At 60.9% G+C, this 14,022-nt stretch carries 12 protein-coding genes and 1 tRNA gene; 10 read left to right on the top strand and 3 right to left on the bottom strand.

The window, feature by feature from the left end; genetic code table 11:
• Positions 1–70: 70 nt before the first annotated feature.
• Complete coding sequence (locus AB4Y87_RS09060; RefSeq protein WP_442004050.1) at positions 71–1,300, bottom strand: pyridoxal phosphate-dependent aminotransferase; 1,230 nt, start codon at positions 1,298–1,300, stop codon at positions 71–73.
• A gap of 256 nt (positions 1,301–1,556) precedes the next feature.
• Here AB4Y87_RS09060 and AB4Y87_RS09065 point away from each other — a divergent pair.
• From AB4Y87_RS09065 to rplL, 9 genes are all read left to right on the top strand, one after another.
• A tRNA-Trp gene (locus AB4Y87_RS09065) sits at positions 1,557–1,629 on the top strand.
• Between the two features lie 81 nt (positions 1,630–1,710).
• Complete coding sequence (gene secE, locus AB4Y87_RS09070; protein ID WP_442004051.1) at positions 1,711–1,992, top strand: preprotein translocase subunit SecE; 282 nt, start codon at positions 1,711–1,713, stop codon at positions 1,990–1,992.
• Positions 1,993–2,105: 113 nt separating this feature from the next.
• On the top strand, positions 2,106–2,966 hold the full coding sequence (gene nusG / locus AB4Y87_RS09075; RefSeq protein ID WP_442004052.1) for a transcription termination/antitermination protein NusG: 861 nt from the start codon (positions 2,106–2,108) through the stop codon (positions 2,964–2,966).
• A gap of 130 nt (positions 2,967–3,096) precedes the next feature.
• Positions 3,097–3,528 (top strand): 50S ribosomal protein L11, encoded by a 432-nt coding sequence (gene rplK, locus AB4Y87_RS09080; RefSeq protein WP_166183617.1) that lies wholly within the window; start codon positions 3,097–3,099, stop codon positions 3,526–3,528.
• A gap of 132 nt (positions 3,529–3,660) precedes the next feature.
• Positions 3,661–4,368 (top strand): 50S ribosomal protein L1, encoded by a 708-nt coding sequence (rplA, locus tag AB4Y87_RS09085; protein WP_442004053.1) that lies wholly within the window; start codon positions 3,661–3,663, stop codon positions 4,366–4,368.
• 120 nt (positions 4,369–4,488) lie between these two features.
• Positions 4,489–5,601 (top strand): GNAT family N-acetyltransferase, encoded by a 1,113-nt coding sequence (locus tag AB4Y87_RS09090; protein WP_442004054.1) that lies wholly within the window; start codon positions 4,489–4,491, stop codon positions 5,599–5,601.
• The gene (locus AB4Y87_RS09095; protein WP_442004055.1) at positions 5,580–6,752 is read left to right on the top strand and encodes a GNAT family N-acetyltransferase; all 1,173 of its coding nucleotides are present in this window, start codon (positions 5,580–5,582) and stop codon (positions 6,750–6,752) included. The genes AB4Y87_RS09090 and AB4Y87_RS09095 overlap by 22 nt, the downstream gene beginning before the upstream one ends.
• A gap of 326 nt (positions 6,753–7,078) precedes the next feature.
• Positions 7,079–7,669 carry a 50S ribosomal protein L10 gene (rplJ, locus tag AB4Y87_RS09100; RefSeq protein WP_442004056.1) on the top strand — a complete coding sequence of 197 codons (591 nt, stop codon included), beginning with the start codon at positions 7,079–7,081 and terminating at the stop codon, positions 7,667–7,669.
• A 76-nt stretch (positions 7,670–7,745) separates the two neighbouring features.
• Positions 7,746–8,123, top strand: a complete 378-nt coding sequence (rplL, locus tag AB4Y87_RS09105) for a 50S ribosomal protein L7/L12 (RefSeq protein ID WP_189013656.1) — start codon at positions 7,746–7,748, stop codon at positions 8,121–8,123.
• A gap of 126 nt (positions 8,124–8,249) precedes the next feature.
• On the opposite strand, the gene AB4Y87_RS09110 is transcribed toward rplL, so the two are convergent.
• Complete coding sequence (locus AB4Y87_RS09110; RefSeq protein WP_442004057.1) at positions 8,250–8,744, bottom strand: aminoacyl-tRNA deacylase; 495 nt, start codon at positions 8,742–8,744, stop codon at positions 8,250–8,252.
• A complete protein-coding gene (locus tag AB4Y87_RS09115) occupies positions 8,744–9,943 on the bottom strand; it encodes an acetyl-CoA C-acetyltransferase (protein WP_442004058.1) in 1,200 nt (399 codons plus the stop codon). The genes AB4Y87_RS09110 and AB4Y87_RS09115 overlap by 1 nt, the downstream gene beginning before the upstream one ends.
• A gap of 474 nt (positions 9,944–10,417) precedes the next feature.
• Between AB4Y87_RS09115 and rpoB the strand changes: the two genes are divergently transcribed.
• The gene (gene rpoB, locus AB4Y87_RS09120; protein WP_400278053.1) at positions 10,418–13,924 is read left to right on the top strand and encodes a DNA-directed RNA polymerase subunit beta; all 3,507 of its coding nucleotides are present in this window, start codon (positions 10,418–10,420) and stop codon (positions 13,922–13,924) included.
• The last annotated feature ends 98 nt before the right edge of the window (positions 13,925–14,022 follow it).

Consider the following 14,022-nt stretch of genomic DNA (forward strand, 5'->3'; position numbering starts at 1 on the left):
CCAAACATTGGTGCGGGAGCATTCAACCCTGAAGCGTTTCTGGCAATCTTGAAGCGCTACTGTCCCGGAGCTATTTCGCCCTGCCCAGGAATTCCTGGATCCGGCGGACACCCTCGGCGAGGTCGTCGTCTCCGAGAGCATAGGACAGGCGGACGTAACCGGAGGGGCCGAATGCTTCACCGGGAACGATGGCAACCTCAACCTCATCCAGGATGAGCGTGGCAAGTTCTGCCGACGTGCTCGGACGCACCGGGCCGTGGGAGGTTTCGAATTCCTTACCCAGCAGTCCGCGGACGTCGGCGTACACGTAGAAGGCGCCGGTCGGCGTCGGGCATTCCACGCCGTCAATCGCGTTCAGGCCGGCGACGATCGCCTTGCGGCGGCGGTCGAAGGCGACCTTCATTTCGTCGACGGCGGTCAGCGGACCCGTGAGGGCAGCGGCAGCGGCGACCTGCATGATGTTCGAGACGTTGGACGTCGCGTGCGACTGGAGGTTGGTGGCGGCCTTGATGACATCGGCCGGACCGATCATCCAACCCACGCGCCAACCGGTCATGGCGTAGGTCTTGGCCACGCCGTTGAGGATGACGACTTTGTCGCCAAGCTCCGGCGCCGCGGTGGCGATGGAGGTGAACTCCACGCCGTCATAGGTCAGGTGCTCGTAGATTTCATCCGTGACAACCCACAGGCCCTTGGAAGCAGCCCACTTTCCGATCTCCGCAACCTGCTCCGGGCTGTATACAGCGCCGGTCGGGTTGGACGGGGAGACGAACAGCAGGATCTTGGTCTTGTCCGTCAGCGCGGCTTCCAACTGCTCGATGGTGACGAGGTAGCCCTGCTCGGGTCCGGCGAATACCTCCACCGGAACGCCCCCTGCGAGACGGATGGCTTCCGGATAAGTGGTCCAGAAGGGCGTGGGGAYGATGACTTCGTCGCCCGGGTCAACCAAGGTGGCGAAGGTGTTGTAGACAGCCTGCTTGCCACCATTGGTCACCAGGACCTGCGATGGGTCCACTTTGTAGCCGGAGTCCCGGAGGGTCTTATCGGCGATGGCCTTTTTCAACTCAGGAAGCCCGGCAGCGGGGGAGTAGCGGTGGTACTTCGGCTGGGCAGCAGCCTCAATTGCTGCCTTGACGATGTAGTCCGGGGTGGGGAAATCGGGTTCGCCGGCACCGAAACCGATCACGGGGCGCCCCGCGGCCTTCAGTGCCTTGGCCTTGGCGTCAACGGCAAGGGTGGCGGACTCGGCAATAGCGGAGATTCGTTGTGAAATGCGGGCGGCAGGTGTTCCGGCAGACATCTATGTACCGTTCTTCGCAGGCAGCTCGTGGGCTGGATGATGGGATTCGACGTAAACTACCTTATGCTGTTCTGCGGAGCTCCCGGGCGCCTGCTGGACAATGTGACTGATAATGCTGCTCACATTGATTCATAAGCGGCTGGAAGGCCCGGAATTAGTCCGGTTCGACTATCGCGAAGTTCTTGCGTAGACTGGTTCACCGGTGTTGAAAAGCACCACAGGCTGAAGTGCGGCCTGAAACATGGATTCGATCCATAGGGTAGTGGCGCAATTGGTAGCGCAGCGGTCTCCAAAACCGCAGGTTGCAGGTTCGAGTCCTGTCTGCCCTGCGCAAGCTGTTCCGGCGGAAACGCCGGGGCAAGCGCAGCAACCATGGCTCTGATCAGAGCCGGGTCAAACGACTTTGCAAGGTGAGTGAGGACCAGGTGACCGAAACGGCTGCTAGCAGCTCAAAGGGCCGTCCTGCCAAGAAAGCCGATGCCGGCTTCTTTGCCCGAATTGCACTCTTCATCCGCCAGGTTATCGGCGAACTGAAGAAGGTCGTTGCCCCGACCCGCAAGGAACTGATCAATTACACGCTTGTGGTGCTGGTGTTCGTGGCCATCATGATGCTCATCGTCACCCTGCTGGACCTTGCCTTCGGCACGGGAGTGAGTTGGGTCTTCGGTGGGTCAGGCGCTACGGACCGCTAAGCGGATCTGTCCGCAAACCGCGTGAAATTCCACGAAGTTCAGGAATTTTGTGGGGTTTGCGGAATTGAGCCATTTAAATAGGCATGTTAGGCAATGAGGAAGCAGGAGACCAAGTGTCTGAGCAGGAGCTTGAGGTAAACGAGGCTGAGCTGGATGGGCCCGCTGAAAGCACGGACGACGCCGCGGCTGAGGCTGCGGAAGAGTCGGAGGCTGACTCTGCTGCGCCCGAATCTGCCGACGTCGATGATTCCGAAGAGGATTTCGAGTCTGACGTAGACGCTGAGTCTGATGACGAGGCCGACGACGTAGACGCWGAGTCCGATGAGGACGCTGCCGATGTCTCGCTGGAGGCGGCCGCTGCTGCAGCCCCCGCCGATCCGGCAGAGGAATTCAAGGCCAAGCTGCGCCGCCAGGAGGGTGACTGGTACGTCATCCACTCTTACGCCGGTTACGAAAACCGCGTGAAGGCCAACCTTGAGACCCGCATCCAGACGCTGGACATGGAAGATTACATCTTCGAAATCCAGGTCCCGATGGAAGAAGTCGTCGAGATCAAGAACGCCCAGCGCAAGGTGATCAACCGCGTCCGCATCCCCGGTTACGTCCTGGTCCGCATGGACCTGACCGACGCTTCCTGGGGCGCCGTTCGCCACACCCCCGGCGTCACTGGCTTCGTGGGCAACGCCCACAACCCGGTCCCGCTGCGCCTTGACGAGGTCTTCTCCATGCTCGCCCCGGTCTTCGAAGAAGAGCAGGCCGAGAAGGGCAAGCCGGTCAACAAGCAGAACCAGGCTCCCGTGGCCGTCGATTTCGAGGTCGGCGAGTCCGTCATCGTCAAGGAAGGCCCGTTCGAGACCCTTCCGGCAACGATCTCCGAGATCAAGCCCGAGTCCCAGACCCTCGTGGTCCTGGTCTCGATCTTCGAGCGCGAAACCCCGGTTACGCTCGCATTCAACCAGGTCACCAAGATCTAGCTGATTCCAAGATTTCGCTCCCGTTCCGCCTGCTTTGCGGTTCGGAAGCGGCCGGCCGCCTTGCCATGGCGGCCACCAACCTGGGACGCGCTCCTGTGTCCCAGGAAGCTATTGAGAGAAGGACCCTACATTGGCTCCCAAGAAGAAGGTCACCGGCCTCATCAAGCTGCAGATCCAGGCAGGTGCCGCTAACCCGGCTCCGCCGATCGGTCCTGCGCTTGGCCAGCACGGTGTCAACATCATGGAATTCTGCAAGGCGTACAACGCTGCAACGGAATCCCAGCGCGGAAACGTTATCCCGGTTGAAATCACGGTCTACGAAGACCGTTCCTTCACCTTCATCACCAAGACCCCGCCGGCTGCAGAGCTCATCAAGAAGGCTGCAGGCGTTGCCAAGGGTTCGGCTACCCCGCACACCGTCAAGGTTGCCAAGCTGACCCAGGCGCAGGTCGAAGAGATTGCTTCCACCAAGATGGAAGACCTCAACGCCAACGACATCGCGGCAGCTGCCAAGATCATCGCTGGTACCGCCCGTTCCATGGGTATCACCGTAGAGGGCTAAATACAGCCTTCACCCGCCGGGCAACCGGCATCTGAAACATTAAAATGTCGCAGGATCCTTGCCGGATCCACGACTTGTGGCAGGGCCCAGCGCGGTCCGCAGACCACAACTGCACAAGGAGAAATAAGCAGCATGGCAAAGCGCAGCAAAGCATATGAGGCAGCCGTAGCCAAGATCGAGGCAGACAAGGTCTACGCCCCGTTCGAGGCAATCACCCTCGCGAAGGACACCAACCCTTCCAAGTTCGACGCAACCGTTGAGGTCGCTTTCCGTTTGGGCGTTGACCCGCGTAAGGCTGACCAGATGGTCCGTGGCACCGTCAACCTGCCGCACGGCACCGGTAAGACCGCCCGCGTCCTCGTTTTCGCAACAGGCGACAAGGCTGAGGCAGCAATCGCTGCCGGCGCCGACTTCGTTGGTTCCGATGACCTGATCGAAAAGATCGCAGCCGGCTGGACCGACTTCGACGCCGCCGTGGCAACCCCTGACCTCATGGGTAAGGTTGGCCGCCTCGGTAAGGTCCTCGGCCCGCGTAACCTCATGCCGAACCCGAAGACCGGTACGGTTACCCCCGATGTCACCAAGGCTGTCAACGACATCAAGGGCGGCAAGATCGACTTCCGCGTCGACAAGCACTCGAACCTGCACTTCATCATCGGCAAGGTGTCTTTCGACGTCCAGAAGCTGGCTGAGAACTACGCAGCTGCACTGGAAGAGGTCCTTCGTCTGAAGCCGTCCGCTTCCAAGGGCCGCTACATCCAGAAGGCTACTGTTGCCACCACGTTCGGTCCGGGCATCACCGTTGACCCGAACGTCACCAAGGTTCTCACCGACGCATAAGCATCGCGAGTACTAACTCTGAGAGGGACCGTCCGGCATTGCCGGGCGGTCCCTTTTCATGGGTTCGCATCGGCGGTTGGTCACTTGTTTGGCACCAGAGGCGGCCGTAGGCTGTGGGGCGTGGCACCGTCGTCGAACTTTTCCGCCAACGGCGGGCTCACCATAGAGAGGCTTCCCGTTCTGCAAGGTCCGGAGGCCAATGCGTCAGCGGACTTCAAAGCCTTCCATGCGTTACGGATCGCCCATGAGCTTGCCTTGTGGGGGAACCTGGACCATTCGGCCACATTGGCCGAGTCGTTCATGTTCTGGCAGGGCAACGAATACGAGGAGCGGCAGGTCTACCTGACCCGCTTGGGCGGCGTTGTGGTGGGCAGCGGTTCGCTGACGCTGCCGTTGAGCGAGAACACGACGACGGCGGGAGTGGACGTCCTCGTGGACGCCGCTTTCCGTCGGCGCGGGATCGGGACGAGTATCCTGGAAGTCCTTGAGCAGGCGGCAGTGGAGCGGAGCCGCACTTCGCTTGACGGGTACTGTGGGGAGCCGATCGCCCCCGTACTTGCCGGGGAGGCGCTGCTGAAAGCAAAGTCAGGCACGGGTGGCGTTCCACTGAACGCGGCATCGACCCGCTTTGCGTTGCACCATGGTTATTCCTTGGAACAGGTCGAAACCAGCAGCACCTTGGCCCTGCCGGTTGATGAGGCGCACCTGATTGAACTCGAAGTCGAGGCGATGCGCCGGGCAACGGAATACGACGTCATCGGGTGGACGGACGAATGCCCGGACGAACTCCTGGACACTTTTGCCAAGCTCAAGAGCCTGATGAGCACGGAGGTACCCATCGCCGGTCTGGGATGGGAAGGCGAAGAGTGGGACGCCGTGCGGGTTCGGCGTGAGGAATCGACATGGCGGGCAAGCGGCATGGACTCAGTTGTAGCTGCTGCCCAGCACCACACGAGCGGGGAGTTGGCTGCCTATACGGTCCTGACCCACCGTGACGCGTTGCCGGCGGTCGTCAGTCAGGAGGACACACTGGTGGCTCCCGGACACCGGGGACACGGCCTTGGCATGCTGGTCAAAATCGCCAATCTTCGTCGTGCAGAAGATCTTTGGCCGGACGCCACGTGCGTCATGACGTGGAACGCCAGTGAAAACCGGCATATGCTGGCCATAAATATCGCCCTTGGATTCAAGCCTTCCGGTTTTGAAGGCGAATGGCAGAAACGGCTGGGATGACTGTAGACGAGGCGAAGACCGTTGTAGTCGAGCAGCTATGGGTGCCGGACAATCTGGACAGCCCCAAAGCAGGGGATTTCCTTGACGCCGTGGAAGTGGCGCGACGGGTCCGGATGCAGACCTGGGGGAGCGATGACCTGGCGTACACGCCCCTGGAGAAGCTGCTTGAATTCTCCGACCCCTATGAGCGCCAGATCATCCTGGTGGCCAAGGTGGACGGGGTCATCGTGGGAACAGTGGACATTGCGCTGCCGCTCGCGGACAACATGGACCTGGCGGAGTTCACGCTGGATATCCTGCCGGACTACCAAAGCCAGGGCGTCGGACGCCAGCTCCTGGAGGCTGCGGAGCAGCTGGCACGTTCAGAGGGCCGCACCATGGTTTTGGTGGATACGAACCACCCGGCGACCTCGCTAACAGAGATACCTGAAGACCAATTGATTCCAGGCAGCGGCCCGGGTTTCCTTCCTGTCAGCAGCAGGGAAGTGGACTTTGCCCAGCGGGCCGGTTACACCCTTCAGCACATCGAGCAATTCAGTTCCTGCGTGTTGCCTCTCGACTCCAAACTGGTTGCGGATCTTCAAGCCGAGGCCGAGGAAGCGAACGCTGGCCGCTACAGGCTGCACCACTGGACTGATCGCTGCCCTGAGGCTTGGCTGGAGGCCGTGGCGGAGCTGGAAAACGCTGCGGGTGAGGTTGTCCACGGAGAGGACGGCGAGGAAGAAGACTCCGCCGTTGAGGTTTCCGGTATGGTCTTCGATGCCGCCGTTTTGCGCGAAACCGAAGACGCCGCCTTGGCGCAGGGCCGGCGGACGGTGGTTACCGCCGTCGAGCATATTGAGAGCGGGCGGCTGGCCGGCCTCACCACAATCAGCGTCCTCGCGCACCGTCAGGACGTCGTTTTCCAGGACGATACTTTGGTCCTGCAGGAACACCGCGGCAATAAGTTGGGACTGCTGATCAAGGTGGCCAACATGGAAAGGCTCAGTGAGCAATTTCCCGATGCCCGCGTCATTTACACCTGGAACGCACCGGAAAACCGGTACCTCCTGACCGTGAACAGGCAATTGGGATTTACGACGGCGGGAGTCACCGGACTCTGGCAAAAGCAGCTTCCTGATCGGGGACCTAAGGTCACGTCGTCGGAGTAACCAGCCGGGCATCGCAGTGGGAGCACAGCGGCCTCGATTTGGTTTGCTGATCCCTCTCCCGTAACCTTGAAGTACCAAAGACCGTCGGTTGATGGGAATCCACTCTTTCGAGCGCAGCTCAATTCTGCAGCGACGCCCCTGAGAACAAAGTGCATTCCTTGACGAAGGACCCTGAACATAGGGCGGCCAACGCAGGTGAACGAAGCAAGTCTCCGCAGTGCAAGCTGTGTTGAGCCAAGCCCCGTGCATCTGCGCGGGGCGTTTTTAGTTTTAGCTCTCGTGAGCGGGGACCCGGAAGACCGGCTTTATTCCCCGGAAGGAGGGTTATGACAACGCCTAGCAAGATCTCCGCTGTTGCAGAGATCACCAACGATTTCAAGGAATCGAACGCGGCTGTCCTGACCGAATACCGCGGGCTCACTGTTGCACAGCTCAAGGAACTGCGTGTTGCGCTCGGCCAGGACACCAAGTTCTCGGTCGTCAAGAACACCCTGAGCGCCATTGCAGCCAAGGAAGCTGGAGTCGACGCGTTCGGCGATCAGCTTGCCGGCCCCACTGCAATCGCCTTCATCAAGGGCGACGCTGTTGCTGCTGCCAAGAGCCTGACGGACTTTGCCAAGACCAACAAGCAGCTGGTTATCAAGACCGGTTACTTCGAAGGCAAGGCATTGGACGCAGAAGGTGTTGCCGCACTGGCAGCGCTGGAGTCCCGCGAGCTGCAGCTTGCACGTGTTGCTGGTGTCCTCAAGGCCCCCGCATCCGCTGCCGCACGCATCATCGATGCCCTGCGCCTCAAGCTTGAAGAAGAGGGCGGCGCATCTGCACCGGCCGCTGACGAAGCTCCGGCCGCTGAGGCTGCTGCTGAAGAGGTTGCGGCTCCGGCCGAAGCCGCTGAAGCTGCAACCGAAGAGAACTAAGTTCTCCCCCCAATCAAACTCAGGTGCATGGAGCGGCATTGTCCGGACCTGCACCGACTAATGGAAGGACGCCACCATGGCGAAGCTCAGCAACGAAGAGCTCATTGAAGCTTTCAAGGAACTGACCATCATCGAGCTCTCCGAGTTCGTCAAGCTCTTCGAAGAGACCTTCGAAGTTACGGCTGCTGCTGTTGCAGTTGCTGGCCCCGCTGCCGGCGGTGCTGCTGAAGCTGCTGAAGAGAAGACCGACTTCGACGTCGTCCTCGAAGCTGCTGGCGACAAGAAGATCGCAGTGATCAAGGAAGTTCGCGCCATCACCTCCCTCGGCCTCAAGGAAGCCAAGGACCTGGTTGACAGCGCACCGAAGGCTGTTCTCGAAGGCGCCACCAAGGAAGCCGCAGAGAAGGCAAAGGCTCAGCTCGAAGAAGCTGGCGCAACGGTTACCCTCAAGTAACTCGTCTTGCTTGTGGAAGCCCCGTCCGGTTCGCCGGGCGGGGCTTCCTGCTTTAAAGAAACAACGCGGGGTCACTTAGAGCCCAATAATCCCTCTGGAATGGGCTCTAAGTGACCCCGCGTTGCTTTAGTTGGGTTCGCTGATGTCGGCCACGATTGCTCCGAGTGCAGCCGTGAGTTCATCCGCATCCACGAAGGCACTCCTGCCATGGGCTCCAGCACCCATGGAGATGCGGCGTCCGGTGATGGTGGCATCCGCGTAAACCGGCCAGGGCGTGGTACTTCCCAGGGGAGTGATGGTCCCGCGCTCATAGCCGGTTGCGGCAAGGGCGACGTCGGCGTGCGGCAGCGAGAGCTTGTTCACGCCCACCAACGCCCGCAGCTTAGGCCAGGAGATCTGCCGGTCGCCGGGGATCAGCGCGAAGAGGAAGCTACCGTCGCGATGCTTGACCACGAGCGACTTCACGATGTCCCCGGGACTGATCCCCAGGATGCCTGCCGCCTCCTCGAGGCTCCGGGCAGCAGGGCGCTCGACGACGTCCACGTCCAGTCCGCGCGCGGCGGCGTCGGACAGGAACCGTTCGGCCCCGTTCATTCCCGGCCCAAGCAATGAGTCAGCCATCAGTCGCGGTACAGCAGCAGAGCTTCGCCCTGGCCGCCGCCGCCACAAAGGGACACGGCAGCCTTGCCTGTTCCCCTGCGCTTGAGTTCGTGGGCCGCGTGCAGGGCCAGCCGGGCGCCGGACGCACCGATCGGGTGGCCGAGGGCGATTGCGCCGCCGTGGATGTTGCACTTCTCCAGCGGATAGCTCAGGTCCTTCAATGATTGGACGGCCACAGAGCCAAAGGCCTCATTGATTTCGATGAAGTCCAGCTCTTCGGCAGTCCATCCAGCCCGCTTCAATGCTTGCGAAATGGCGTTGGAGGGCTGGGAGTGCAGTGAGTTGTCCGGGCCGGCCACCTGTCCAGGCTTGCCCACGACCGCAAGGTATTCCAGGCCGTTGTCCCTGGCAAAGCGGCGACTTGTCAGCACGAGTGCGGAGGCGCCGTCGGACAGGGGAGAGGAGTTGCCGGCGGTAATGGTGCCGTCCGTAGCGAAGGCGGCCTTCAAGGGGGCAAGGGTTTCCACAGTCGTGTTCGGACGAACGCCCTCGTCCGAGGTGAGGACCACGGGGTCCCCCTTCCGCTGCTTCACGCTCACGGGAGCGATTTCGACGTCGAAGATTCCGTCAGCGATCGCAGCAGCAGCGCGCTGGTGGGAAGCAGCAGCAACCTCGTCCTGCGCACGGCGGTCAATGCCGAGCGTCACGTTCTTGGTCTCCGTGGACAAGCCCATGGACTGGCCATCGAATGCATCCGTGAGGCCATCATGTGCGGCAACGTCCAACGCCTGGATTGCGCCGTAGGTCCAGCCCTGCCGGGAGCCGGGGAGCAGGTGTGGGGCGCGGGTCATGGATTCCTGGCCACCGGCCACAACCACAGTGGCGTCCCCGCTGCGGATCATCCGGGCGGCATCAATGACAGCCGTGAGGCCGGAGAGGCAAACCTTGTTGATGGTGACGGCAGGGATGTTCCAGCCCACACCTGCCGCTATGGCACTCTGTCGTGCAGGATTCTGGCCGGCGCCCGCTTGCAGCACCTGTCCCATGATGACGGCGTCCACTTGTTCGGCTTTTACGCCGCTGGCCGCCAGTGCGGCGCTGATGGCATGCGCGCCAAGGTCGACGGCGGTGAATCCGGCCAGCTGCCCATTGAGCCGACCCTGTGGGGTACGGGAAGCAGCAAGGATGACAACGTCATTGTCGTCAGCGGAGTTGTTCATGGTCTCTCTTCCGATCCGTGGTGGTGTAGCCAAGGCTATCGTGCGGCGTGCGTCAGCCTATCCTTTCCAACGCTTGTATCCGTCGGTAGATTCCACAGCAAGAGATTCCACGGCAGGAGATTTCACAACGGGCCTGGTGCCTCCTTCCGGCAGATGCTCCGGACAACGTCCGTGGACTACGCATAGGTGCCTGCGGCAACAGTGCTTGCATTCGCGGAGAATCTGGGGTAGACAGGAAGGCTACTTTGCCGTATCGTAGATATTTGCGTCTTCCCTGTTAACCTTCAGCCTTCATATAGCGGTGGGCTTTACCTCTCAGCTGCAACATTGACGTGCCGTTCACAACGTGCACTGGCATGTGCGGACTGGGTCCGGGTCATATAGCGGAACCGGAATAAGTATGATGCGGAGAACTCTGCATCATGCAAACGGGGGAGATCTGAAAACGCCTGAAGGTCTGTGGAAGGATCCCTCTTGGTCGCCTCGAGCACCTCTAATAACGAAACCGCTAACACGGCAAGCACCGATGGTGCCACTCGCCGCCTCTCATTCGCAAAGATTCACGAACCCCTTGATGTTCCGAATCTTCTCGCCCTGCAGACCGACAGCTTTGACTGGCTCGTCGGAAACGAACGCTGGCAGGCGCGGGTAGCGAAGGCTGTCGAGGAGGGCGACCTCAGCGTCGCCACCACCTCCGGACTTGCCGACATCTTCGAAGAGATCTCCCCCATCGAGGACTTCCAGGGCACTATGTCCCTGAGCTTCTCCGAGCCGGAGTTCGCTGATCCGAAGTACACCATGGCCGAATGCAAAGACCGTGACGCCACTTACTCGGCACCGCTGTACGTCAAGGCCGAGTTCATGAACAACAACACGGGCGAAATCAAGCAGCAGACCGTGTTCATGGGCGACTTCCCCCTCATGACTGAAAAGGGAACGTTCGTCGTCAACGGCACCGAGCGTGTCGTTGTCTCCCAGCTGGTCCGTTCGCCGGGCGCCTACTTCGAGCGCACCGCGGACAAGACCAGTGACAAGGACATCTTCACTGCGAAGATCATCCCGTCCCGCGGTGCATGGTTCGAACTCGAAATCGACAAGCGCGACCAGGTCGGCGTTCGCCTCGACCGCAAGCGCAAGCAGTCGGTCACCGTCCTGCTGAAGGCCCTCGGCTGGACCGAAGGCCAGATCCTGGAAGAGTTCGGCCAGTACGACTCCATGCGTGCAACGCTGGAGAAGGACGCCACCGAAACCCGCGAAGACGCGCTTCTGGACATCTACCGCAAGCTGCGTCCGGGCGAGCCGCCCACCGTCGAGGCTGCCCAGTCACTGCTGGACAACCTGTACTTCAACGCCAAGCGTTATGACCTCGCCAAGGTTGGCCGTTACAAGATCAACCGCAAGCTCGGCATCGACCGCTCCCTTGGTGACAAGGAAGCTTCGGTCCTGCACGTTGAAGACATCGTCGCCATGATCAAGTTCCTCGTTGCGCTGCACGCCGGCGAGAAGACCCTCATGGGCAAGCGCGATGGCGAAGACCACGAGCTCCGCGTCGAAATCGATGACATCGACCACTTCGGCAACCGTCGCATCCGCGCCGTTGGCGAACTGATCGAGAACCAGGTCCGCACCGGCCTTTCCCGCATGGAGCGTGTTGTTCGCGAACGCATGACCACGCAGGACGTCGAGGCCATCACGCCGCAGACCCTGATCAACATCCGCCCGGTTGTCGCTGCCATCAAGGAGTTCTTCGGAACTTCCCAGCTGTCGCAGTTCATGGACCAGAACAACCCGCTTTCGGGTCTGACCCACAAGCGCCGCCTGTCGGCTCTTGGCCCGGGTGGTCTTTCCCGTGACCGCGCAGGCATGGAAGTTCGAGACGTTCACCCGTCCCACTACGGACGTATGTGCCCCATCGAAACCCCTGAAGGCCCGAACATTGGTCTGATTGGTTCGCTGGCTTCCTACGGACGCATCAACCCGTTCGGCTTCATCGAGACGCCGTACCGCCTGGTTTCCGAAGGTGTCGTATCCGACGAGGTCCAGTACCTCACGGCCGACGACGAAGCAGAGGTCCTGATCGCACAGGCCAACGCTCCGCTGGACGCTGACAAGAAGTTCTCGGAAGAGACCGTCCTTGTCCGTGCCCGTGGTGGTGGAGGCGAGCCTGTTCTGGTTCCCGCCGGAGAAGTCCAGTTCATGGACGTTTCCCCGCGCCAGATGGTGTCCGTGGCAACCGCACTGATCCCGTTCCTTGAGCATGACGATGCCAACCGTGCACTCATGGGTGCCAACATGCAGCGCCAGGCTGTGCCGCTGGTCCGTTCCGAGGCTCCTTTCGTGGGCACCGGTATGGAGCGCGCAGCAGCCGTCGACGCCGGTGACGTTGTCATCGCGAAGAAGGCAGGTGTGGTCACCGAGGTTTCCGCTGAGCTCGTTGTCATGATCAACGACGACGGCACGGAGACCAACTACCGCATCAACAAGTTCGCCCGTTCCAACCAGGGCAACTGCTACAACCACCGCGTCCTGGTCAACGAAGGCCAGCGCCTGGAAGTCGGCGGCATCATCGCCGACGGTCCTGCAACGGACCAGGGTGAACTCGCCCTCGGTAAGAACCTGCTCGTGGCATTCATGTCATGGGAAGGCCACAACTTCGAGGACGCCATCATCCTGTCCCAGCGCATTGTTGCTGAGGACGTTCTTTCCTCCATCCACATCGAGGAGCACGAAATTGATGCCCGCGACACCAAGCTTGGTGCCGAGGAAATCACCCGTGACATCCCCAACGTGTCCGAGGAAGTCCTTGCAGGCCTGGACGAGCGCGGCATCATCCACATTGGTGCCGAGGTTGAAGCCGGAGACATCCTGGTCGGAAAGGTCACACCCAAGGGTGAAACCGAACTGACTCCGGAAGAGCGTCTTCTCCGCGCTATCTTCGGTGAGAAGTCCCGCGAAGTCCGCGACACCTCCCTGAAGGTGCCCCACGGCGAGTCCGGTACGGTCATCGGCGTCCGCGTCTTTGACCGCGACAACGACGACGAACTGCCCCCGGGCGTGAACCAGCTGGTCCGCGTCTACGTTGCAGCCAAGCGCAAGATCACCGACGGCGACAAGCTCGCCGGCCGTCACGGCAACAAGGGTGTTATCTCCAAGATCCTTCCGATCGAGGACATGCCCTTCCTTGCAGACGGTACCCCGGTGGACATCGTCCTGAACCCACTTGGTGTTCCGGGTCGTATGAACGTTGGCCAGGTCCTTGAAACCCACCTCGGTTGGGTTGCCAAGACCGGTTGGAAGATCGAAGGCGAGCCGGAGTGGGTCAAGAACCTGCCCAACCTGCCCCGTGAAACCGGCCAGACCACCGTTGCCACGCCGGTGTTCGATGGCGCCCGCGAAGAAGAAATCACGGGCCTGCTTGACTCCACCAACGTGACTCGCGACGGCGACCGCCTGATCGATTCCTCCGGCAAGACCCGTCTGTTCGACGGCCGCTCCGGCGAGCCGTTCCCGGACCCGATCTCCGTCGGTTACATGTACATCCTGAAGCTCCACCACCTGGTGGACGACAAGATCCACGCGCGTTCCACCGGCCCGTACTCCATGATCACGCAGCAGCCGCTGGGTGGTAAGGCTCAGTTCGGTGGCCAGCGCTTCGGTGAAATGGAAGTGTGGGCGCTCGAAGCTTATGGCGCCGCTTACACCCTTCAGGAACTGTTGACGATCAAGTCGGATGATATCCACGGTCGTGTGAAGGTCTACGAAGCCATCGTCAAGGGCGAGAACATCCCTGAGCCTGGCGTTCCCGAGTCCTTCAAGGTCTTGATCAAGGAAATGCAGTCGTTGTGCCTGAACGTGGAAGTTCTTTCCACCGACGGAACCACGATCGAAATGCGTGACTCTGATGACGCAGTCTTCACGGCTGCGGAAGAACTGGGCATCGATCTGTCTCGTGCAGAGCCCAGTTCCGTAGAAGAGGTTTAGCAGCCGTTCCGGTGGGCAGCAGTACGTCACTGTCCACCGGAACAGCTCCCTCTTCCCGTAACCAAGACTTCAGAATTTAGAGAACAAGAGAGAACAGG

The sequence above is a fragment of the Paenarthrobacter sp. RAF54_2 genome (genome assembly GCF_052113945.1).
In the GTDB taxonomy this organism is placed as follows: Bacteria; Actinomycetota; Actinomycetes; order Actinomycetales; family Micrococcaceae; genus Arthrobacter.

What these genes read in the sequence shown, in the direction of transcription:
- rplJ (WP_442004056.1), top strand. Translation starts at nt 7,079, where the DNA reads ATGACAACGCCTAGCAAGATCTCCGCTGTTGCAGAGATCACCAACGAT.
- AB4Y87_RS09110 (WP_442004057.1), bottom strand. Translation starts at nt 8,744, where the DNA reads ATGGCTGACTCATTGCTTGGGCCGGGAATGAACGGGGCCGAACGGTTC.
- rplL (WP_189013656.1), top strand. Translation starts at nt 7,746, where the DNA reads ATGGCGAAGCTCAGCAACGAAGAGCTCATTGAAGCTTTCAAGGAACTG.
- AB4Y87_RS09095 (WP_442004055.1), top strand. Translation starts at nt 5,580, where the DNA reads ATGGCAGAAACGGCTGGGATGACTGTAGACGAGGCGAAGACCGTTGTA.
- AB4Y87_RS09115 (WP_442004058.1), bottom strand. Translation starts at nt 9,943, where the DNA reads ATGAACAACTCCGCTGACGACAATGACGTTGTCATCCTTGCTGCTTCC.
- rplA (WP_442004053.1), top strand. Translation starts at nt 3,661, where the DNA reads ATGGCAAAGCGCAGCAAAGCATATGAGGCAGCCGTAGCCAAGATCGAG.